The organism is Cyclobacterium qasimii M12-11B, assembly GCF_000427295.1.
Taxonomy (GTDB): Bacteria; Bacteroidota; Bacteroidia; order Cytophagales; family Cyclobacteriaceae; genus Cyclobacterium; species Cyclobacterium qasimii.
Window position 1 is genome coordinate 13,045 of record NZ_ATNM01000116.1, and the last position, 23,673, is coordinate 36,717.

At 39.6% G+C, this 23,673-nt stretch carries 14 protein-coding genes; 12 read left to right on the forward strand and 2 right to left on the reverse strand.

The window, feature by feature from the left end; genetic code table 11:
- Positions 1-382: 382 nt before the first annotated feature.
- The 9 genes from ADICYQ_RS27155 to ADICYQ_RS27735 all read left to right on the forward strand — a co-directional run bounded on the left by ADICYQ_RS27155 (position 383) and on the right by ADICYQ_RS27735 (position 13,514).
- Positions 383-574 (forward strand): hypothetical protein, encoded by a 192-nt coding sequence (locus ADICYQ_RS27155; protein WP_146946824.1) that lies wholly within the window; start codon positions 383-385, stop codon positions 572-574.
- A gap of 673 nt (positions 575-1,247) precedes the next feature.
- Positions 1,248-4,424 carry a SusC/RagA family TonB-linked outer membrane protein gene (locus ADICYQ_RS13970; RefSeq protein ID WP_040416331.1) on the forward strand — a complete coding sequence of 1,059 codons (3,177 nt, stop codon included), beginning with the start codon at positions 1,248-1,250 and terminating at the stop codon, positions 4,422-4,424.
- Positions 4,425-4,428: 4 nt separating this feature from the next.
- On the forward strand, positions 4,429-5,991 hold the full coding sequence (locus ADICYQ_RS13975) for a RagB/SusD family nutrient uptake outer membrane protein (RefSeq protein WP_040416332.1): 1,563 nt from the start codon (positions 4,429-4,431) through the stop codon (positions 5,989-5,991).
- 87 nt (positions 5,992-6,078) lie between these two features.
- Entirely contained in the window at positions 6,079-7,407 is a 1,329-nt protein-coding gene (locus tag ADICYQ_RS13980; protein ID WP_020891547.1) for a sulfatase-like hydrolase/transferase, read from the forward strand.
- A gap of 30 nt (positions 7,408-7,437) precedes the next feature.
- Positions 7,438-8,832, forward strand: coding sequence for a sulfatase (locus tag ADICYQ_RS13985; RefSeq protein ID WP_020891548.1), 1,395 nt, complete (start codon positions 7,438-7,440; stop codon positions 8,830-8,832).
- Between the two features lie 24 nt (positions 8,833-8,856).
- Complete coding sequence (locus ADICYQ_RS13990; RefSeq protein WP_020891549.1) at positions 8,857-10,221, forward strand: sulfatase family protein; 1,365 nt, start codon at positions 8,857-8,859, stop codon at positions 10,219-10,221.
- 89 nt (positions 10,222-10,310) lie between these two features.
- Entirely contained in the window at positions 10,311-11,699 is a 1,389-nt protein-coding gene (locus tag ADICYQ_RS13995; protein ID WP_020891550.1) for a sulfatase family protein, read from the forward strand.
- 37 nt (positions 11,700-11,736) lie between these two features.
- Positions 11,737-12,984, forward strand: coding sequence for an arylsulfatase (locus ADICYQ_RS14000; RefSeq protein WP_020891551.1), 1,248 nt, complete (start codon positions 11,737-11,739; stop codon positions 12,982-12,984).
- On the forward strand, positions 12,939-13,514 hold the full coding sequence (locus ADICYQ_RS27735; RefSeq protein ID WP_020891552.1) for a hypothetical protein: 576 nt from the start codon (positions 12,939-12,941) through the stop codon (positions 13,512-13,514). The genes ADICYQ_RS14000 and ADICYQ_RS27735 overlap by 46 nt, the downstream gene beginning before the upstream one ends.
- A gap of 630 nt (positions 13,515-14,144) precedes the next feature.
- Here ADICYQ_RS27735 and ADICYQ_RS14005 read toward each other — a convergent pair.
- Positions 14,145-14,393 carry a hypothetical protein gene (locus ADICYQ_RS14005; RefSeq protein ID WP_040416335.1) on the reverse strand — a complete coding sequence of 83 codons (249 nt, stop codon included), beginning with the start codon at positions 14,391-14,393 and terminating at the stop codon, positions 14,145-14,147.
- Between the two features lie 752 nt (positions 14,394-15,145).
- Between ADICYQ_RS14005 and ADICYQ_RS14010 the strand changes: the two genes are divergently transcribed.
- Genes ADICYQ_RS14010 through ADICYQ_RS14020 form a run of 3 tightly spaced genes read left to right on the forward strand, consistent with a single transcriptional unit; the run spans position 15,146 to position 20,087 of the window.
- Complete coding sequence (locus tag ADICYQ_RS14010) at positions 15,146-18,244, forward strand: SusC/RagA family TonB-linked outer membrane protein (protein ID WP_040416363.1); 3,099 nt, start codon at positions 15,146-15,148, stop codon at positions 18,242-18,244.
- A gap of 8 nt (positions 18,245-18,252) precedes the next feature.
- Positions 18,253-19,686 carry a RagB/SusD family nutrient uptake outer membrane protein gene (locus tag ADICYQ_RS14015; RefSeq protein ID WP_040416336.1) on the forward strand — a complete coding sequence of 478 codons (1,434 nt, stop codon included), beginning with the start codon at positions 18,253-18,255 and terminating at the stop codon, positions 19,684-19,686.
- Positions 19,686-20,087: a hypothetical protein gene (locus ADICYQ_RS14020; protein ID WP_020891558.1), complete on the forward strand. Its 402-nt coding sequence runs from the start codon at positions 19,686-19,688 to the stop codon at positions 20,085-20,087. The genes ADICYQ_RS14015 and ADICYQ_RS14020 overlap by 1 nt, the downstream gene beginning before the upstream one ends.
- Before the next feature lie 116 nt (positions 20,088-20,203).
- On the opposite strand, the gene ADICYQ_RS14025 is transcribed toward ADICYQ_RS14020, so the two are convergent.
- Positions 20,204-23,668, reverse strand: coding sequence for a VCBS repeat-containing protein (locus tag ADICYQ_RS14025; protein ID WP_020891559.1), 3,465 nt, complete (start codon positions 23,666-23,668; stop codon positions 20,204-20,206).
- Positions 23,669-23,673 lie beyond the last annotated feature (5 nt).

Genomic DNA, 23,673 nt, shown 5'->3' on the forward strand with positions numbered 1-23,673 from the left:
CTATCCCCTAAAATCCTAAATCCAATCAGGTGCTTCAGGAGGAATTTTTACTAAATCCGTTTCCATTACCTGAAATGCAGAATAATCCGAATTAAACCCCTAATAACCCTGATTATTAATGATTTAATACCTAACTGATGAAACAAGAAGATAATCTTTAGAATAGGTTTCTTCTTGTTTTATTTTGAGGCTATATTCTATTTTTTAAATTGATTTAGCATATAATATTTTAATAATGAAGAAGGACGGTAATTCCTCGAGAAGGAAGTTTATACTGAATGCTGTGGCCATTGCCCTGGCTCAACCTCTTCTATTTAATTTACCTGGCTTTGCCAAAACAAATAGGAAGAAATATAGGCATGCATAGGTATAGCCGGGACGGGTGGACATGATCTTGCCAGGTTTATTGTGCATGCCTGAAACCGTGATTTTAGGCACTGTAGCCATTCGGGAACCAGGCACTCATTTGGAATGGGATGCTGAAAAAATGCGTTTTAAAAATGCTGTACTTGTCCAGAAAGTACAGGAAGGGCTGGAAAGTATTAAACCCAATTTTATTGATATTCACCCTTAATTCATATTTCTGATATAGCATAATATAGTCCAAATATCAGTTTTCTAGTAAAAGCAATCTTAAGATAAGTAGTAAACATGCTATTTCGGGCTTGCTTTATTTGTTCGGCCTATTTGGTAATTAATTTGGCTATTTTCTAATTCGGGTTACAGGCAATATCACTTTATGTATTTTTCTATTCAGGGTGGGCACAGGCCTATCAAATACCTGATTTTTCCCCCTGTTTTATTTCAGCAGCTCATCTTTAAGCTCTTTTTGTAAGGATATTTAAAGAATTATGAAATTCTTATGTTTAATATAATTTTAGTTATACTACCACCCATCTTAATTGGTATAGGTTTAACACATTAAAAATCTTTTTTTACAACAAATAAATATTTATGTTGTGTTATTATTCAATTTAATATTTGAATAGAATAGGTTGTGGCGAAAGGATTTATAGATGAACTACTGATCAAATTTCAATCATCCCGGCAGAATAAAATGAATAAATCTTTTATCTGATCGACAATTTTGTACTTGTCACTTGTGGAAAAAATTGAATCAATCGATTTCCTTTTAGGTGAAATTCGACAAGATTGATTGGTGAATTAAAAGTGATTTTATCTCGTAATCTATCGCTTTTTAAAGCAATTTATTCTTAATATCAACAATTTAATAAACCCAAATAATTATGAATAAACCTATACTTTACCTTTTTCACAAGGTATCGAAAACGCTCTTCCTCGGAAGTATTCTACAGTGTTTGATTTGGATGCCTATATTGGCAGAAGGAAACAGAAAAGTCACAATTCCTGATTTGGCCCTTGAGGCAATTACGCTCCCTTCATTTAAAGGAATAGAATTACAACAAGTTTCGGGAACTGTTACAGATAATAATGGCGACCCTGTCCCTGGTGCAACCGTGGTAATAGAAGGATCAACCAACGGAACAGTTTCAGATATTGATGGTAAATTTAGCCTTGAGGTACCTGATGGAGCCGTACTTTTGATTTCTTTTATTGGTTATGAGACCCAAAGGATCACCCCAGGAAATCAAAGTAATCTTTCCATTATTTTAATAGAGGATGCTACCTCATTGGATGAAGTGGTTGTCGTGGGTTATGGTGTTCAACAGAAAGTTAACCTCACTGGAGCCATTTCCACAGTTGATTTTGATGATGAATTGTCTAATCGCCCATTAACCAATGCTTCACAAGCCTTAGGAGGTACAGCTTCAGGTGTTTGGGTAAGTCAAAATTCAGGTAAACCAGGCAGTGATGGTGCACAGATTAGAGTACGAGGATGGGGGACACTAAACAATTCCAACCCCCTAATTATTATTGATGGGGTAGAGGGTTCCTTTAGCCAGCTGAATCCCAATGATATTGAAAACATCTCTGTATTGAAAGATGCTGCAAGTGCTGCCATATATGGATCAAAAGCTGCCAATGGAGTGGTTTTGGTAACCACAAGAATGGGGAAAAAGAATGAAGCGATGCAAGTGAATGTAAATTCCTATTTCGGGATTCAATCACTTGGTCGAAGGTATGATGTGATCAACAACAGTGCTGAACACATGGAACTAACCAATACGGCTTTGTTGAATGAGGGGTCTACGCCACTTTTTTCAGAAACCCTTATTTCCGAATTCAGAAATGGAACTGATCCCTACAAATACCCGAACACGGATTGGTTTAAGGTGTTGTTTAATACAGCCAATATTCAGGAACACAATGTTTCCATAAGAGGTGGTTCGGAACAGTCTTCCTCCTTCATTTCCTTCAATTACCTCAATCAGGAAGGAATGGTGCCAAACACAAGTTCAGAAAGGTATGGACTAAGGGCAAATATTTCTTCCAATGTCAAAGATTGGTTGACTGTAAGTGGGAGGTTTAATTATATCCGTAAGGACTCGGATGAGCCATATGCAGATGTGACTTATGGCTCTTTAGGTAGGGTTTTTGAAATGCTTGGAGGTTCTGCACCTTATATAGCTCCTTATACACGGGATGGGCGGTTTGGTTCTGTTCAAGCGATTAGTGAAGATGGCAACCTTCTGTTTGACAATAGAAATGCACTTATTGACGCCGCCAATGGGTTGACAAATACGGAAGAGAATATTTTAACAATGAATTTAAGTGCAGACATTAAATTAACCGATTACCTATCCTTTAAAACCACCGTTTCTTCTAACGGGAATTGGAACTTGATAGACCGGTATAATACCAGTGTTTTTGGGTACACGGATACAGGGATTGAAACCACCACAAGGAATTACAACAGAGAAGGCTTAGAAATCAATAGAACACAAATTTCAAGCATGCAGAACAACCTCTTCTCCACAATAAATTTCAAGAAAGATTACAATGAAATACATAGTATTTCGGCCATTGGAGGATTACAACTAGAGACCTTCAAGGTTCAAAACATGTTTTCCAGAAGATCTGCCCCTCCTAAAGAAGGGCTAACTCAGGTGGATGCAGGGACGTCAGGAATCCAAGGCGAAGGCAACATGAATGGGTTTCGCATTTTCTCTTATTTTGGAAGGGCAAATTACACCTTGATGAGCAAATATTTGTTTGAAGCCAATGTCAGGGCGGATGCTTCCTCAAGGTTTAACAAAGCCAATCGTTGGGGCGTTTTTCCAGGCTTCTCGGCAGGTTGGCGTTTGTCGGAAGAAGATTTTATCAAAAATGTTTCAGCGATATCTAACCTGAAAATCAGAGCTTCCTGGGGTCAGTTAGGAAACCAGAATATTTCGGGATATTGGCCTTATTTAACCGTCATCGGTCAAAATAACAACCTTAGTTACAGTTATAATGGTAGTTTTTCTCCTGGAGCAGCAGTAACTGCTTTGGTGGATCAGAACATTACCTGGGAAACGTCTTCCTCGCTCGATTTAGGTTTAGAGCTAGGGGTGTTAGACGACAGGATTACTCTGGAAGCTGACTATTTTCAAAAAACCACAAAGGATATTTTGGTGCAGTTACCTATTCCTTCAGTAATGGGTGGAATATCCTCCCCATACGAGAACGTAGGTGAAATGATCAATAATGGAGTTGAATTTATACTTAATTACAATAACCTGAAATTTGACAAGGATCAATTGGGCTTCAATATGGGGCTGAACATGACCTATATCCATAATGAAGTCACCAAATTCAGAGGAGGAGATTCTCCCGATCAATTGTACCTGCTGAGGGAAGGGTATTCCTTTAGAACCTTGTATGGTTATAATGCCATAGGCATTTATCAATCGGATGATGAAGCAAAGGAACACATGCACTCCAATCCATTTACACCAACTGCTGGAAATTTAAAATTTGAAGATTTAAATAACGATGGAAGGTTGAATTTTGAGGATAAAATGGGACTGGGAAATACGCTTCCGAAGTATACTTTCGGAATATCGTCGGGTTTTAAATACAAAGGTTTTGACTTAAATCTCTTGTTTCAGGGAATATTGGGTGTAAACATGTATACCCAAAACAATTTTACTGACCTGGACTGGGAAAACAGGATGATATCTACTCGGTGGAGAGATGCCTGGTCACCTGACAATCCAGATGCAGCAAACCCAAGTTTAAAGTTTAACAATCCATGGGATGGATCCCAATCTTCTTATTGGGTAAATGAAGTGGATTTCATAAAATTAAAAAATGTTCAGTTGGGTTATTCTTTCCCTACCTCTGTTGCAGAAAAATTGGGCTTGCAGAAAATTTACCTTTATGTAAATGGGCAAAATGTTTTTTCAATTGCTAGCAATGGCTATGAAGGATACGATCCGGAAAGAAATACTTTCGATGCTGGTTACCAGTTGTATCCTACCCCTAGAATTTTTTCAGCAGGTATCAATTTAAATTTCTAAGCACATGAAGACCAATAAATATATTCTATACCTACTATCAATGGTGTTGTTGTTTCCACTGTCAAGTTGTAATGACGATTTCCTTGAGTTTTATCCTGAAGATAAGATCACTTCTGCCAACTTTCCCCAAAATGAGGAAGACATAGAGTTGCTACTCAATGGGGTTTATGCGCTATTGCGCGAAAACTCAATTTACAATGAAGGCCTTTTTGGCTTTGGTGTGCTGGATGGAGCTACTCCAAATGCTTTCAACTGGGGCAATACCCCCATTGCCAGAGCTGGAAGTGGACAATTAAACTCCAGTGATGGAAGCATAGTGAATTTCAGATGGACAAGGTCCTACGGGATTATTTTCAGGGCCAATTATCTCTTACAAGCTTTGGATCAGATAGATCTGACTGAGGGAGAAAAAGCCATTTACCGGGCTGAGGCGAGATTCCTTAGGGGGCTGGCTTATTCAATACTTGCAGAAGGTTTTGGAGGTGTCCCTATAATATTAGATGCCATTTCCACTGAAGAGGCAAGGTCTATTTCCAGAGCAAGTCAGGAAGAAACCTGGAATCAGGTGATGGCTGATTATAATATGGCGATTGACAACCTTCAGGAAGAAGCGCCCGAATTAGGAAGGGCAACAAAAGGTGCTGCTTTGGCCATGAAAATGAGGGCTTTATTGTACCAAGGGGAATATGAGCAGGTACTGTCAGTAATTGATGAAATTGACGCACTAAATAAATACAATCTTTTCCCGAGTTATGAAGGTTTGTTTAAGCTTGAAAATGAAAACAATGCGGAGGTGATTTTTGATGTGCAATACATTTCAGGGGAGAACTCCCAAGGCTCATTGCATGACCAATACTGTGGAACAGGAACAGGAAGCTGGACCAGGGGAAGCAGGTATGTACCTACCGATGATTTGGTAAACGCTTATGAAACCGTTGATGGTGCTGAAATCGATCCAAATAACCCTTACGAAAATCGGGACCCCAGACTTGAGTTTACTGTGGTAGTGCCAGGGGCCTATATATTGGGATACAGGTTCCCTAATTATACCTATCCTGGAGGAGCATTCAATCACCCTGGAAATAGGTTAAAGCACTTGAGCGCGAGAAAATACCGTATAGAACCGGAAGCAGATTTACCTCCTTCCGGCCAATCTGGTCTGAACAATATCATCATCAGGTATGCGGATGTGCTTTTGTCAAAAGCAGAGGCGATCATAGAAACCAATGGAGATATAGATGAGGCCATTAACCTTATCAATAGAATTCGTACGGAAAGGGAAGATGTAAAGATTACCTCTTTGCCTATGGGGCTTTCTCAAGGGGAAGCACGAGCCAAATTACGGCATGAAAGAAGGATTGAGTTCGCCTTAGAAGGATTGTATTGGGCAGATATAAAAAGGTGGGAAATTGGTGAGGATATTTATCCAATAGAAGTAAAAGACCACAATGGGGACGTGATAGAAACCAAATTCCCGAATGGATACCTCGATTTTTACCGTTTGCTTCCTATCCCTGATAGTGAAATATCTTTGAATGGAAATTTAACGCAAAACCCAGGTTGGTAAATTGAGTCTTTCCACCAGACCATGAGACCTTAAACTTCATGGTCTGGCGGAAAATAAAAACTTGAACAGAAAGTTAACAACAAGTAAATGGATGTTATAAAAAGTGCTGCCTGGATATTTGTACTCACGGTAATTTTAAGCAGTTGCAGTACCTCAGGTACCAAAGAAGAAGCGCCACCTAATTTTATAATCATTTTGGCTGATGATTTGGGCTATGGAGGTCTAGCTTCCTATGGTGATACCAGCCTTCGTACACCAAACATTGACTACTTGGCAGCAGAAGGCATTCGATTTACCGATTTTCATTCCAATGCGCCGGTCTGTTCTCCTACTCGGGCAGCATTGTTAACTGGAAATTACCAGCAAAGGTCAGGTATGGAAGGCGTTATTTACGTACGTGGAGAAACCCGAGAGGTAGGCCTTGACAGCAGCCAGGTATCGATAGCAAAGCTATTGAAAACTGCAGGCTATGCTACTGGAATCATGGGTAAATGGCACCTGGGTTATCAACCGGAATTTAATCCTGTTCATCATGGCTTCGATACTTTTTATGGGTATTTGAGCGGCAATGTAGATTATCATTCTCATTATGACAACGCTGGTATTTATGACTGGTGGCATAACTTAGATTCAATATATGAAGAGGGCTATGCAACTGATTTGATAAGTGCACATGCAGTAGATTTTATTGCTGAAAATAAGGAAAAACCTTTCTTTTTGTATGTTTCTCATGAAGCGCCACATGTACCTTTTCAAGGGAGAAATGACCCTGCCTATAGATTTCCTGGAGAGAAATTTAGCTACCATGGACCTGTGGAGGATACCCTAAAAGTATACAATGAAATGGTGGAAGTGATGGATGAAGGAGTTGGAGAAATTTTAAAAGCTTTACGGGAAAATGGTCTCGAGGAGAATACCTTGATTTTGTTTATTTCAGACAATGGGGCAGAGATCTTTGGAAACAATGGTAAGCTGAGTGGCCATAAAGGAAACCTATTGGAAGGAGGACATCGCGTTCCGGGTATTGCCTATTGGAAAGGAAAAATAATGCCAAGGGAATCCTCTGCCACTGTCCTTAGTATGGATGTATTGCCGACACTGCTTGCAATGAGCCAGGGTTCTTATCCAGAAAATTTGCAATTTGATGGGGTTGATTTGTCGAAGCACCTCTTGCAGAACGAATTGATTCAAGACAGAAGGCTATTCTGGAGGTACAGAAACCAAAAAGTAGCCCGACATAAGGAATGGAAGTTATTGCTATCGGACAAGGACACCCTGTTGGTAAATCTAGATAAGGATGCATTGGAATTACATGACCTGTCTGGAGAAAGACCAGAAATTGTAAAAGATCTTCTAGAAAAACTGGATGCCTGGGAAAAAGGGGTAGGGCCTGTAAAAGCCATGAAAACGATATAAGGAATTAATTGGACCAATTGAAAAATGCACATGATTTTACGAAAATATATAGGCTTACTAATGATTGTTCTCCTTCCCTTTGGAGGAGTATTAGCCCAAAACAAGCAATTGCCAAATATAGTCCTGCTTTTAGCAGATGATCTGGGGTACCGTGACCTGAGTTGCTATGGAAGTACGCAGGTAAATACACCAAATCTGGACAAATTGGCGGCCAAAGGCATGCGGTTTACAGACTTTTATGCAGGATCTGCGGTTTGTTCGCCCTCAAGGGCCGCTTTAATGACCGGCCGGTCTTCAGTTAGGGCAGGGATTTACAGCTGGATTCATACTTCGCATAAAATGCATTTGGCAAAAACAGAATTTACCACGGCTGAATTATTGAAACAGGCAGGTTATGCCACGGCCCATATTGGCAAATGGCATTTAGGTTATGACCTTGAAGAGGGTTCAGGACCGGGTCCAAATCCAGGAGACCAGGGTTTTGACCATTGGATAGCTACAGGAAATAACGCCATCCCTTCCCATCATAATCCAGACAACTTTGTACGCAATGGACTGGCCTTAGGTGAGGTAGAAGGTTATTCATCGCATATTTTGGCGGATGAAGCCATAGGCTGGCTTGATAGGAGACCAAAGAACCAGCCCTTTTTTATTAACCTGTGGTTTCATGAACCACACCAGAAAGTAGCAGCACCTGAAGCATTATTAAACAAACATAGGAACACGGATTTGCCAGCTTATTATGGGGCTATTGAAAATATGGATGCCGCAATAGGTAAGGTTCTGGCTGCTTTAGAAAGCCAAGGACTTACCAAGGAAACTCTAATTGTATTTATGTCTGACAATGGAAGCTACAGGGGGAACAATGGCAGTAACGGTGAGTTGACCCAAGGCAAAACCACCCTTTGGGAAGGTGGTATCCGGGTTCCTGGGATTTTTAGCTGGCCAGGAGTGATAGCTGAGGGCTCCATTGAAAACAGGCCAGCCGGAGTGGTTGATATTTTTCCAACAATAAAAGCAATAGTTGAGGAAAAAACTGATCCCAAAATCGTAATAGATGGTTCCAGTTTATTGCCAATTTTTACTGCTCAAGAATTTGAACGTGAAAAACCATTGTACTGGTTTTATCCGCCATCCCGGCCCGTTGCCGCTATTAGGAAAGACCAGTGGAATTTGATTGCTGACCCGGAATTGGCTATCCCTAGAGGGAATATGTTTAAAGAAGAATACATAGGGCTGATCAAGGAGACAAAATTGCAAAACTTCCGGTTGTTTAATCTGCGAAATGACCCAAAACAAACAAAGGATGTTTCTGCTGAAAATCCTGAAGTGTTTGAAAACATGAAAAGAGAAATGATCCAATTGCACGAGGAAATTGTAGCAGAGGCCATCGATTGGAGGGATTTTTCCTGGGAAAATAATTAAAACACGAATTCAATTAGACTGACAATGAAACTATTTAACTGGAGAAATTTATGCTTAATATTCCTTTTTCTAATAAGTGCAATAGCGCATGCACAAACCAAGGATAAATCTGAGAAACCCAATATTCTGATCATCTTTACAGATGATCAGGGATACCATGATGTGTCCTATTATGGAACAAAAGATATCCAAACTCCTCATATAGACGCCATCCGAAAGGACGGTATGCAGCTGGATTATTTCTACGCCAACTCTCCTGTTTGTGCACCCACCAGGGCTTCATTGATGTCAGGCCGATATCCTGATCACGTTGGTGTCCCCGGCTTGGTAAGGTCAAACCCCGCAAACAACTGGGGTTATTTGAATCCCAAAACAATTCTATTGCCTGCAATGCTTAAAAAAGGGGGATACCATACCGCTCACATTGGGAAATGGAACCTTGGTCTAGAACATCCTAACCTTCCCAATGACCATGGATTCGATTACTTTCATGGTTGGTTGGAAGACATGATGGACGATTACCTCACCCATAGAAGACATGGGAAAAACTACATGCGTTTGAACGAGGAAATCATAGATCCAGCAGGTCATGCTACAGATCTTTTTACTGAATGGTCAGTGAATTATATTAAAGACAGGGGGGAAAAAGAAGACCCATTTTTCTTGTATTTAGCCTACAATGCTCCTCACTTTCCAGTTCAACCTCCAAAGGAATGGCTTGATAAGGTGAATAAAAGAGAGCCTGGTTTACCTGAGAAACGTGCCAATTTGATTGCGTTCATTGAGCACCTGGATGATGGCATAGGGCAGGTGATAAGTGCACTTAAAGAATCTGGGCAATATGAAAACACACTTATCATTTTCACCAGTGACAATGGTGGACACCTACCTGATATGGCCAATAATGGTCCATTGCGTGATGGGAAGCAAAGCATGTATGAAGGGGGATTGAGAGTGCCCACGGCGATATCATGGCCTGCCAGAATTAAAGCAGGAAGCAGCTCAGACCAGGTAAACCTATCCATGGATATATTACCTACCCTCACCGAAATTGCGGGTGTTTCTGTAGAACATAAAATCAATGGAAGAAGCTTTTTGCCTACACTTCTAGGCGAAACCATGGAAGAGGATGCCCGACCTTTGTATTTTGTCCGTAGAGAAGGTGGAAGCAGATATGGAGGAAAGGCCTATCATGCACTTAGGTTGGGGGATTGGAAATTACTGCAAAATAGCCCTTTTCAACCCATGGAACTGTATAACTTAAAAGAAGACCCGTCAGAAAAAGACAATATTATCGCAGAAAATCAGGAAGTTTTTCAAAAATTAAATGCTTATTTAATGTCTCATATTCAGGAAGGGGGCAGAGTACCTTGGCAGCAACCTGAATAGCATTATAAATTTTAATACATCTCAGAAAAGATAAAAATATGAAACTGTTAAATCCCAAAATAGTCTTAGGCTTAATAATCAGTTGCTTAATGAGCTCAATTTCGCTATCTGAGGCCAGGCAAAAAAACGATCAGCCAAACATTATTGTGATATTTGCAGATGATTTGGGCTATGGAGACTTAGGGGTTTTTGGTCACCCATCGATTAAAACCCCTAATCTGGACAGGATGGCTTTTGAAGGGCAAAAGTGGACCAATTTTTATGTAGCCGCTCCAGTTTGTACCCCTAGTAGAGCCGGGATTCTTACTGGCAGATTGCCAATTCGGTCTGGAATGAGCAGTGACAAAAGAAGAGTGCTTTTCCCTGATTCTAATGGAGGACTACCTCAATCTGAAATTACCATTGCCAAAGCATTAAAAGGAAATGGTTACCAAACGGCAGCCATAGGAAAGTGGCATTTGGGGCATAAATCCCCCTTCTTGCCTACAGACCATGGTTTTGACAGTTATTTTGGGATTCCTTATTCCAATGATATGGATAAGGTGGAGAAAACAGATCATTTTACGCTGACTGAGAATGAGAGGTATCAAGGGTACAATGTACCGCTAATGAGAGATGAGGAAATAGTAGAACGCCCAACAGATCAGCGTACTTTAACAAAGAGATATACAGAGGAAGCTGTGGCCAAAATCAAAGATTTTAAAAAGGACCCATTTTTCATTTATTTGGCACATAATCTGCCACACATTCCATTGTTTAGGTCTGCAGCATTTAAAGATCAGTCTTTAGGAGGTATTTATGGGGATGTTATAGAGGAAATTGATTGGTCGGTTGGCCAAATTCTAGCCACCCTGAAAGAAGAAGGTATTGCCGACAATACCTTGGTGGTTTTTACTTCTGACAATGGGCCATGGCATATTTTTAAAACCCATGGGGGTTCGGCTGGATTACTTAGAGGAGCCAAAGGAGGAACTTTTGAAGGTGGAATGAGAGAGCCAACTGTGTTTTGGTGGCCAGCACAAATCAAACCAGGTGTGGTCATGGATATGGCAACAACCATGGATTTATTGCCAACTTTTTGTGCTATTTCAGGAACAGATTTACCTGATGATAGGGTGTATGATGGTTTTGATATTTCAGGCCTTCTTAAAGGTTCAGGCAAAAGTGAGCGAGAGACTGTTTTTTATTACCGTGGTCAAAGGGTATTTGCTGTGAGAAAAGGGGATTATAAGGCCCATTTTATCACCCAACTTGAATATGGGAATCCAACCGCACACCCAGTGACCCTTCCTGCCGTAACTGTAGAGAATGAAGCTACTGTTTTGGAAACACCTCTATTGTACAATGTAAATGTTGATCCAGGAGAGCGATTCAACATTGCTGAAGACCATCCGGAGGTTATTGCTGAAATTAGAAAGGTACTGGCTGAACACCAGGCTGGAATTGTTCCTGTGGAAAATCAGCTGGAAAAGTATTGATAATAGGAGCTTGTCATTGATATAAACCTAAAAATAAATGAGAATTTACAATGCCTTTTGTTTTCTCTTCATTGCACTCATCACAAATCCGGTGTATGCGAGCCTGCAGCAAACAAAGAAAGACCAGCCCAATGTTATCCTAATAATTACTGATGACCAAGGTTACGGTGATTTTGGATTTACGGGTAACCCGCATGTTAAAACACCTGTGATAGATAATCTGGCACAGGAAAGTGTTAGGTTAAATAATTTTTACGTTTCCCCAGTATGTGCACCTACCAGGTCCAGTTTAATGACAGGCAGGTATTCCTTGCGAACAGGTGTAAGGGACACCTATAATGGTGGTGCTACCATGGCTACCGAAGAAATTACCTTGGCTGAAATGCTTAAGGATGCGGGTTATGAAACCGGAGCATTTGGGAAATGGCATTTGGGAGACAATTATCCATTCCGTCCAGGGGATCAGGGTTTTGATGAATCGTTGATTCACCTTGCAGGAGGGATGGGGCAGCCTGGAGACTTCACGACTTATTTTCAGAAAGACCGCAGTTATTTTGACCCTACGCTTTGGTACAATGGCAAACAGAAGTCATTTCTAGGGTATTGTTCAGATATCTTTACCAATGAGGCCATTCGCTTTGTTGAAAGTCAAAGTCCGGATAAGCCATTTTTCATGTATTTGGCTTTCAATGCGCCTCATACCCCATTACAGGTGCCTGATGAATATTATCAAAAATACAAGGACATTGATCCTTCTTCAGGCTTTGGAGGCAATGGAATGCCAATGCCTGAAATGAGCGAAAAAGACAAGGAAGATGCGAGGAAAGTCTACGCGATGGTTTCCAATATTGATGACAATATTGGGAAACTTATGCAAAAGTTAGATGATTTAAACATCTCCGAGAATACCATTGTCATTTTCATGACAGACAATGGACCACAGCAGTTCAGGTATGTTGCTGGCATGAGAGGCAAGAAGGGGAATGTTTACCGTGGAGGAGTGCGGGTTCCATTTCTTATCAAATATCCAAAGGGCCTAAAACCAAATCAAGAGGTAAATGCTACTCTGGCGCATATTGATGTATTGCCAACTTTGGCGGAGTTATGCCAGGCAAAAGTGCCAACTGATAGGGAAATAGATGGACTAAGTTTTGCTGGATTATTAGAAGAGAAAGATGAAAATGAAGCGGCATTTGAAGAAAGGCCTTTGTTTTTTACTGGACCAGAAAGTTGCCGGAATTGTATGAGAACATCGCCATTCAAAAAGGCCCGTATAAATTGGTAGGGAATACAGGCTATGATGCAGTACCAAAAGACTTCGAGTTGTTCCATTTGGGAAATGATCCCTATGAATTGGACAATATCGTTGCAAACCATCCGGAAAAGGCGAATGAACTAAAAAGATCCATGGATCAACTGGTAGATGAGTTAACCGGATCTCCAAACCTGATGGAAGACCATATGCCAATAATAGGAACGAAGCATGAGAACCCACTAATATTGAATCGCAATGACGCATCGGGACAAAGAGGCATCTGGACACAAGAAGAGATTTATGGGTATTGGAATGTTGAAATACTTGAAGGGAATTACAATATCAGGTATAAATTTATTGAACCGCTGAAAAAAGCAGGCAAGGTAATGTTGGAAACCAAAGCACAAATTATCCAATCCCAAATGAAGCAAATGCCAACAGATGTGATTGACTTGAAAAATGTTCATTTGAAGCATTACAAAGGCAGTGTAACCCCTCATTTTATGAGTGGAGGTAAAAGCATTTTCCCTTTATGGGTAGAATTTGAGCGGATTGATTAAAAAAGTAACGGATTTGCTTTAATCCCGAAATATGTAATAGTCATTCTATTGCATATTCTATCTAACTCATATAATTATAGGTTTTAATTAACCCCTTAATATGATTTTAAGGCATAAGTTATTGATTACCCTTATCCCTTCCTGTTCATTTTTGGCTTGATCCAAAAACGAACCAAAAAGATCAAGGCTGTATGTAAATCTTAACGTAAAATGAATACTCAATGGCTAAACAAAAAAAACTCCGCCGGAATGGCGTCAAACAGTTTTTTTGTTCTTAACGCCATTGAGCCTCCATTTTACTAATTTCCATAAGGCCGGAATAAAAAATGGCATAAATCCAAGTTAGTAGCCCTACGTCACTTTTTGGCAAGGTCTTAGAATTCCATCTAACTCTTTAAAGACTTAGGGTAGTCCTAGTAAAATTGGGTCATCGAGCCAATTTATTAGCCTTGAAGGGGCGAAATATAACAGCCACGGGTATATAGCTCCTGGTTCAATAAATGCACATTAAATGATTTTGGTGGTATAGTTGCCTTTTTTCTGCAACAATACTGACAAAATCTTTTTCCTTAAATCAAAAAAGGTCAGCATTTTAACGCTGACCTTTTTTGTATTTTATTTTATGTATTTCTAAGCATTGGCACTTTGAGGAGCCCAATGGGAACAAAGCATCCCTGGCGCAGCCTTTTGAGGATTGGCACAATCATCTGTTTCATACCTTAAGCAAGAGTCACAGTTTCTGTTGTCTTTTAATGCTGCTTTCATTTCGAAGGTATCACATGTGTAGCTGTTATTGACTTTAACGCCATGGACTTTGCATACACCACTGGAATCTAAATTTTCACAGTTATTACAGTTACTCGCTAATCTGATAGACATAATTCTTTTGGTTTAAGATTCAATATAAAATTAGGGTCAAGGCCGATTAGAAGCAATATAAATAACTGTAAATCAAGTATTTGTATTTAGATTGTTTAAAAATAGATTGCTAAATTGTTGATTTTCAGTTAGGCCAGAATAGCTTTTTAGGTATTAGCCTTGCCAATTAAGAAGGTTTAATGAATGACCTCAATTTACAATAATTCATCCCTTAGTTGAGAGATGCGTTTAATAATTACCCCTATGAAAAATTTCACAATGGTTTTTTAATGGCATAAGGGGCTTTTGTTCCTTCCTAAAAAAATCTATTCATCATTAATAATTCCTTGATCTGATGATTTTTAAATAATATTTTATTAATATTATTTTAACAAATAAAATTATGAGTTTGTTACTTTTACACAAAGGTTATTCGATTGTTTTTTTGGAATACTACTGTAAGGTTTTATTTTCTTTTAAAAAACAGAATTTGAGGCGATTTAAGGGCGAATATTTTAATTCAGCGCTTTTGTTGTTGAAAAAATGGAGATAATTTCTTTTCCAGAGACTTTAATTGGGCGCTTGAAAGTGAGAACCCGTTAAAATTTTCTTTGTCTCTGAGGATAGAAAATAGTTCTATTAGTGGATTACCAGTAAACATATAAAACTGTAATATAAAACTGATTATATCTTAAAATGAAATGCATTTGATTATGAATCTTAACATATAAGTGCAGTTTATTTCTTTTTATTCAATGCTTAATCCATACCCTATGAAAAAAACTATTCCAAAAAGGAATAGCCACCAAGGTCTTTGGCTGGTTGTTCAACTATTTGTATTTATGTTATTGGTACAGCCACTGCTGGCTTTACCTACGGTTCCGGAAAATTTCCGGATGGCAGCTATCAAAGGATCTGTTGTGGATGAAACCGGAGAGCCTTTACCAGGTGCCACCATCACCATTGAAGGGACCTCACAGGGGACTGTTTCAGATATTGATGGAAATTTCACCATTGAAGTACCTGAAAATGGTGCTTTAGTTGTTTCCTTTATTGGTTACCAAACCCAAGTCGTTTCCATTGGAAATGAAAGTGTCCTAAATATCCAAATGATTCAGGAAGAGTCTTCTTTGAATGAAGTATTGGTGGTGGGTTATGGTACCCAAGAAAAACGGGATGTTACGGGAGCTGTTTCTTCAATAAAAGGAGATAACCTCCAGAATCTTCCTGTATCGGGTGCTGCACAGGCGCTTCAAGGGAGAGCTGCGGGTGTTAACGTGGTAAGAAACGGTGGGGCTCCTGGAAATCAGGGATCCATTAGAATTAGAGGTACGGGAACCCTCAATAATGCTGATCCATTAATTATTATTGATGGTGTGCCTGGAGGAAGTTTAAATGATGTAAACCCTAATAATATTGAATCGGTAGAAATATTGAAAGACGCATCTGCCTCTGCCATTTATGGAACCAGAGCGGCAAATGGCGTGGTAATCGTAACCACTAAAAGAGGAGATTTTAACCAACCGTTAAAGGTGGAGTTGAATGGTTACCTTGGCGTCTCCAATGCCATTAAGACAATAGACGTGTTAGATGCCCCAACATTAGCTACCCTCAAAAGAGAAAGGTATACCAATGATGGACTGGCTATCAATTCAATTTGGGAAGATCCAAGCTATCAAACACAAATGACGAACTGGCAGGAAGAGCTTTTGGGACAAGGAACTACTCAGAACGTGGACCTTACACTTAGCGGAGGGAATAACAATTCCTCTTTTATGATTGCCGGTGGATATTTTAAAGAAGAAGGGATGATTACCAATTCTGACTTCAGACGTTTAAGTTTTAGGATTAATTCAGACCATAAGTTAAGTGATAAATTTAAAATTGGCCAGAATTTACAGCTTGTATCCATTAATCAAAGGAGCCCAAATACACTTTCTGCACAAACAGGAGTGTTATGGAGTGCCATCCGTTTTCACCCAGGTCTGCCGGTAATGTACCCTGATGGTTCTTACAGTTCCTCTCAGGTTTCAGGAGAATTCGGAGATATTAACAATCCAATTTTTACCCAGGATACTCAGGACAATAACAGTACAACGCATAAAATCTTAGGAAATTTAAATGCAGAATATGAAGTACTGGAAGGACTGAAATTTCGTGTAAATTTTGGTTTGGATGGATACATTAGTGATGGTTATAATTTCAATATTATTGTGAACGATCAGATTCGGACCTCATCGATGAATTCCTTGTCAAGAAGCTACAATGAATATTATTCTGTTTTGGCTGAATACTTCCTTTCTTATGACAAAGTTTTCAATGAACTTCATAAGGTCAATTTTGTAGGTGGTTATACCACTCAGACTTTCAATTCAGATTATTTTAGTGCCAGTAAGCGTGATTTTTTGGATGAGTCTTTTGATCAAAGGTTCCTGAGTGTGGGACAAACCTTGAATGGTATTGACGGTGGAAAATCTTACGATGCTTTGGCTTCCTATTTTGGTAGGGCCACTTACAATTATGATGAACGCTATTTGGTAACAGCCACTTTTAGAAGTGATGGATCCTCTAAATTTGCTCCAGGAAATCGCTGGGGATATTTCCCTGCATTTTCTCTTGGATGGAGAATCTCAGAGGAGGACTTCTTTCAAAATGTTGGCTTTATTTCCAATATGAAACTTACGGGAGGTTGGGGAAGTCTTGGAAATCAAAATGTGAATGGTTTACAATACCTGGCACTCATTAGTTCAGGAAGAAGGTATTCATTTGGCGGCAATCAAACGGTGGGAGCGGCTCAGACAAGGGTGCCAAATCTTGGGATTACCTGGGAAACAGCCCAAATGACAAATATAGGATTGGATTTAGGCTTTTTAGACAATCGTTTGCTAGCCAATTTCAATTACTTTATAAAGGACACCAAAGACATGCTTATAGCTCCTCCCACCATTGGATCCATAGGTACTGCACAGATACCCAACCAAAATCTTGGTGAATTAAGAAATAAGGGACTTGAAGTAGAGGTTTTATTTAGAGAAAGCCAAGGGAAACTTACCTATACGGTGAGTGGAAATGCTTCCTTTATCCAAAATGAAGTCACCAAATTGGTAGATGGTAATTTTATAGGTTCAAGGTTATATGGCAGGTCCAGTCAGGAATTGTCTAGAACCTATCAGGGGGCGCCCATTGCCAGCTTTTATGGATGGAGAGCAGATGGTTTGTACCAAACTGCAGAAGAAATTCAAAACGATTCCAACATTGCCAATGATCCAAGAAAGACATCAGGTTTAATTCAGCCCGGAGATGTTAAATTTCTGGATTTAAACGATGATGGTTTAATAGATGAGGAAGATAGAGAAATCATAGGTAATCCACATCCAAAGGTTGTCTACGGCTTAAACACTCAATTGGGATATGGGAATTTTGATTTTAGCCTGTTCTTTTTGGGGAATGCGGGATTTGACATTTACAATGCCGATAGAATGCAAGGCATAGATCCCACTTATCCATTTAACATGTATGCGGAAACCATCAACCGATGGAATGGTGAAGGGACGAGCAATGAAATCCCAAGAATGACTACTAAAAGAGATAACCTTAACCATAGAACTTCTGACTTGTTTTTGGAAAAGGGAGATTTCCTAAGACTTAAAAATGTAGTATTGGGTTACACTTTACCTGCAGCTCTTACCAGCAGATTGGGTGTTTCAAAAGCAAGGTTTTACGTGACCGGACAAAATGTATTTGTCCTTACGGGTTATTCGGGAATGGATCCTGAACTTGGATATACAGACGGGAACCTACAGTTAAATGTAGATTATGCACAATATCCTCAATCCAGAAGCTGGACCATTGGTACAACAATAACTTTCTAATTAAGCGTATGAAAAATTCAATTCAACTTCTTTTGTTGTTAGTAATAATTACTGCAGCATGTGATGATAATATACTGGAGACTACTCCTTATGGACAATCCACCTCTTCGCAATTTTGGAGAAATGGGGAAGATGCAGTTGCAGCAGCAAATGCCATGTATGAGCCGCTTACCGTAGAAGATTTTTACGGGCATGCGGAACATACCTTTGATATCCCCTCTGATGATCAATTCAGAGCAGGAGATCATGCCGAAGACCAGGCCATTGAGTCTTTTACTTTTGATGCGGGCAACCCACAATTGTTCTATAGCTGGAGGCACAAATATGAGGTGATTTCAAGGGCCAATGCTGTTTTGATCAATGTACCTGATATCACAATGGACCAAACCCTCAAGGATAGAACTTTGGGTGAGGCCTATTTTCTTAGAGGTTTTATGTACTGGAGATTTGCAGTTATCTATGGTGCTGTACCTTTAATACTTGAAGAGGATGTCTTGGCGAGTAATTACAACAAAGCCAGGGCCTCTTTGGAAGAAACCTACGCACAGATTGAGTCGGACCTTTTGAAGGCGGCTGAACTTCTTCCGGTTTCCCATGGTGCAGATGATTTGGGAAGGCCACATAAAGGTGCGGCCAATGGACTTTTGGCCAAGATGTACCTTTACAAAGAAGAATTTGATAAAACAATTACTTATGGTCAAATGGTTTTAGACGGCCCTTACCCCTTGGCGGATAATTTTCAAGATAATTTTCAGGTTGAAACGCAAAATAATCCTGAAGTATTGTTTTCTATTCAAAGCCTACAAGGCTGGCGGGACAATACCCATATTATATATACTACGCCAAGATCTTGGGGCGGGTGGGACTTCCATGAACCGGTTCAGGACCTGATAGAGGAATTTGAAGAAGGTGATCCAAGACTTGATTACACCGTTTACAAGCCAGGGGATATGGTGGACCTTGGTGGAGACAATGGCATCACGGAATATACCGCAGATCTTTCTTCTACAGGCTATCATTTCAGAAAATACTCCTCATGGAACCCTACAGGAGGACTGAATATGAGTCATAACAATCCAATAATACGGACAGCAGATGTTTTACTATTGGTGGCTGAAGCCAAAGTTAGGTCAGGTCAAAATGGAGATGCTGAAATCAATGAAGTACGTCAGAGAGCTGGTAGAAGCCTTTTGTCCAATGCAACAATGGAAGAAATTATTCATGAGCGAAGAGTAGAACTGGCAGGAGAAAACCAAAGACATCAAGATCTTATCCGTTGGGACAAAGCCAATTTGGTAGACATTGTGGCTTTGTATAAAAAAGATTTAGGTCCATTGAAGCCGCCAAGAAATTTTGTACGGCCAAAACACTATCTTTTTGCAATTCCTCAAAGAGAAATTGACTTAAGTAATGGTGTGTTGACTCAAAATCCTGAATATTAATGTTAAAATCAAGATTGATCTTTGGATTTATTCTTTGTTTATTTTTTTCCTGTAAATCAGGAAACGAGCAAAAAATCATTGGTGAATGGAAATTAGATTCTGCCTATTACCATTACAACCAATTTGATTTTTCTAGTGAGGGATGGCATCAAGAAGAAATCTATAAGTTTTTACCCTCTGGTGAGGCAATCACCAGTGCGGTAAACGCTTCAGTAAGTAATAAATATTCAATTAAAGACAATCGCCTCAATTATTTTGACGCGAATGGTGGGCTGGTTAATGTCTATGAAATCTTATCGATTAATGCTGAAAATATGGTGTTAAGAATGGAGAAAAAGCCTCTTTTTAAAGGGGCAAACCAAAATCGTTTTGAAATCAGGTACTTTTCCAAGGTAAATTAAACCCAGATTATGTCTTTTGCATTATCCAGGTTTAGCCGATTTTATATGGATGGCTATCCAGACATTTCTCATGAATTATTTTCACCAGGTAAAGCATGGCTAATGCTCTTTTAAAATTATAAATGGTGCTCCTTAATTGGAGTGCCATTTATATCATAATAGACTACTTTTTCAAGATCCTTCTCAGGGAAAATAAGATTGGAATGTTGACTAAGGTAGCCTGAACCATTGTAAAATTCCTTTACTCTTGATTTGCCATTCTTAAAATGCATTTTGGCATAGACCGCTCCAGTAACATCTGGGAGAGGGGCACTTCCAAACGGGTAGCCAGGGATTTTCACCCATTGAGCGGGTTGATTGTTCTTAGCCACCAAATACATTAACTCCTTTTCTGAGCCAATGTAAATGGGTACAATGCCTCTTACATCCCCACTCAGCCAAGGCAGGTCCTTCTTTATGTGAATTTTTTCATCAGCGGAATATTCCAACCTTAATCCGTAAGACGCATCATAATGCCCTGTGATGACCTCAGATGAGTGAAAATTGCCTACCAATAAAATTTCCATTAAACCATTTCCATCAAAATCGCCTGTTTCAATCCCAAAAACCGGTGACAGCTGCGCCAAATTTGGTAAAGGAATTCTTTCAAAGCCTTTCTCCCCTTTATTAATCAATAGGATAGAAGAAAACGTTGATGCTTCAAAGGAATTTTTTGTGCTATCAAGAAATGCCTGTCCCAGAAGTGAAGGGAGGGTGGCCTCAGCATAACTTCGGAAACTGGAAAATTTCTTTTTTAACTGTGGAATTTGTTGGAATAAATCATCACGGGGATGCACCGGATACCTTTTGCCATCTTCTACATAAGAAATAATAGATTCCATATATCCATTGTTGTCAATATCTCCCCAATGGATCTGTAGCGGGTTTTCAGTAGTTGTTTTATACCTGCTGTTCAATCCAAGATTGCCAACAATATAATCGGTTAGCCCATCCTGGTTGATGTCCGCGCCTGTGATACTGTTCCACCATCCTGAGCTTCCTTCTAAACCCGGTAGCTCTTTCTTTAAAACCAATTGCCCTTGCTGATTTTCAAATAGTGTAATTTCCATCCATTCCCCTACAACAATCAAATCCATCCAGTTGTCCTGATTGTAGTCAGTCCAAATGGCTGAGGTAACCATACCAATGTGTTGCAAACCGGGAACTATCGAATTGGATACTTCAGTAAAAACACCCTTGTCGTTTATTAGAAATTGGGAGGTTCCGGGCAATGGATAGCTATTTGGAGTCAATCGTCCCCCTACAAACAGGTCCATGTCACCGTCTTTATCAAAATCCGCAGCTGTCACAATAGATCCACTCGCAAAAATCTTGGGCAAAGCATTGGATGCTAGATCATATTTTCCCTGACCGTTATTTAAGAAAAGTCTGTCTTTGTAATGTAATGACCCTTCTTCAAATTCATTGCCTCCTGATACTATATATAGGTCCAAATCTCCATCGGAATCTGAATCAAAAAACAGGGACCCCATGTCCTCATATTGTTCATTTTCACCCGGTAGGGAAAGGCTGTCAAATCCTTTATTTTCCCTTTGGGAATACAAGATTCCAGACTGGCCAAAGGCCCCTCCAATATAGAAATCTTCCAACTTATCTCCATTAACGTCGGCTACTGCGAGGCCTGGCCCCAATTGCGAATGCTTATGTGGCAATAAAGGTTGCAGGTTGAAATCAGCATAATACTGCTCTTTATGCGTGAAGAGGGGAAGGGGATTACTTAGGGGCTTGACTGTTCCAGCAAATGAATCACTGGCTTTGTTTTTTTCGCTTTTATAGGAGTTGTTTTGGTAAGTTAAGTTGAGTACCTGGTTGGAAGGAATAGCCAATAATTTATCTTGTTGACCATCCGGCCATTGGATCAAAAGTGAGTCGATTGTAAGGTTTTGACCCAAACCGAAATGAATGGTTTCACTAACAGAAGACTGGTAGCCTCTTGTGAGGAAGTGCTCATAGTACTGAGTTTGTCCCTTGGCATATAACTTTATTTTGGTGCCTAAAGCCTGCAGGTTACCTTCTTTGCCTGTAAGTTTGATTTTTAAGAAGTTGTTTTCAACGTTCTTTTGACCATTGTTTTTGTAAACGGTGGCTTTACTGTAGGTATTATTGATCACAAGATCCAGCTGCCCATCATTGTTTAGATCTGAATAGACCATGCCACTCGAGTATCCTGGCAGATCAAAACCCCAGTCTATAGACACATCTTTAAAAGTGAGGTCTTGATTGTTTTGAAACATAAAATTCGAAAGGTGGGCACCCTTCAGTTCTTTTAGTTTTTCAAATTTCTCCCTGCTATTAAGTTGGTGAAAGTTTGATCTGTAATCCACAAAATCTCTATTCGTAATGTCTCGGGGATATCCATTGGTAATGAATAAATCTTTCCAACCATCATTGTCCCAATCTCCCCATAATGGTGCCCAACTCCAATCTGTTGCTGCCATGCCTGCCAAGAAACTGATTTCAGAGAATTGTGGCAGGGAATCATGGTTTAAACCACGATTAAGCTGTAGCGTGTTCCGCATGTATTGTGGATCGTAGCCACTTTTTATTTCAGAAGTAAAACGGTCATGTCCCGTTTTTCCAAACATCAGTTTTTGCCGGTGATTTTTATGCGGCAGCATATCTACTTCTATAATATCCAACTTTGCATCATTGTTAAAATCGGCAATATCATTTCCCATGGCAGAATAACTGGTGTGTTGGAATACTTTCTCTGCCACATTTATAAAGGTGCCATCCTGTTGATTCAGGTATAAAATATCATTGGACAAGTAATCATTGCTTACAAATATGTCCGGCCAATTGTCTCCATTTATGTCCGCAATAGCCAAGCCCAAACCATAACCCTCAATGGTAATTCCACTTAAATCTGAAACGTCAGTAAATGTTTGGTCGCCGTTGTTTTTGTAAAGCTTGTCGGTATTCAGCATTTCCCCGTTGATTCTTTTAGGGCGGATGATATTGGGGCCGGTCTCGTCTGTCATGTTATTCATCAGATACATGTCCAGGTCCCCATCCCTATCGTAATCAAAAAAGGCAGCTTGGGTACTAAATCCTGTGTCATCCAGACCGAAATCGGCTGCTTTTTCTTCGAATTTAAAGTCACCTAAATTGATGTACAATTCATTCTTTCTTTTTATAGCACCGTAAGGTCCTGAAAAACAAAGGTAAATATCCCTTAATCCGTCTTGATTAATGTCAACTATAGATACACCTGTGGCCCATTTTCCAACTGTAGAAATACCTGAATTTTCCGTTTTATTGTCAAATGAAAAATCTCCTTTATTGGCATAAATTTCACAATTCCCCATATTGGAGGTGAACACGAGATCATCCAGTCCATCGTTGTCTAAATCCACAGCAGCTACACCGGCCCCATTGTAAAAATATTCATAGGTCAGAATATTAAAAAACTCGTCCTCTATAAGTGTGTTTTCAAACTCAATTCCCGTTTGTGATGAGGGTAAAAGGAAGAACCCTTTGTTTTCCTGGCAGGAAATAAAAAGCAAAAAAACAATAGCCAAATATT

Bases quoted from the DNA above. Each gene is read 5' to 3' on its own strand.
- ADICYQ_RS13970 (WP_040416331.1), top strand. From the start codon at position 1,248: ATGAATAAACCTATACTTTACCTTTTTCACAAGGTATCGAAAACGCTC.
- ADICYQ_RS13975 (WP_040416332.1), top strand. From the start codon at position 4,429: ATGAAGACCAATAAATATATTCTATACCTACTATCAATGGTGTTGTTG.
- ADICYQ_RS13980 (WP_020891547.1), top strand. From the start codon at position 6,079: ATGGATGTTATAAAAAGTGCTGCCTGGATATTTGTACTCACGGTAATT.
- ADICYQ_RS13985 (WP_020891548.1), top strand. From the start codon at position 7,438: ATGATTTTACGAAAATATATAGGCTTACTAATGATTGTTCTCCTTCCC.
- ADICYQ_RS13990 (WP_020891549.1), top strand. From the start codon at position 8,857: ATGAAACTATTTAACTGGAGAAATTTATGCTTAATATTCCTTTTTCTA.
- ADICYQ_RS13995 (WP_020891550.1), top strand. From the start codon at position 10,311: ATGAGCTCAATTTCGCTATCTGAGGCCAGGCAAAAAAACGATCAGCCA.
- ADICYQ_RS14000 (WP_020891551.1), top strand. From the start codon at position 11,737: ATGAGAATTTACAATGCCTTTTGTTTTCTCTTCATTGCACTCATCACA.
- ADICYQ_RS14005 (WP_040416335.1), bottom strand. From the start codon at position 14,393: ATGTCTATCAGATTAGCGAGTAACTGTAATAACTGTGAAAATTTAGAT.
- ADICYQ_RS14010 (WP_040416363.1), top strand. From the start codon at position 15,146: ATGAAAAAAACTATTCCAAAAAGGAATAGCCACCAAGGTCTTTGGCTG.
- ADICYQ_RS14015 (WP_040416336.1), top strand. From the start codon at position 18,253: ATGAAAAATTCAATTCAACTTCTTTTGTTGTTAGTAATAATTACTGCA.
- ADICYQ_RS14020 (WP_020891558.1), top strand. From the start codon at position 19,686: ATGTTAAAATCAAGATTGATCTTTGGATTTATTCTTTGTTTATTTTTT.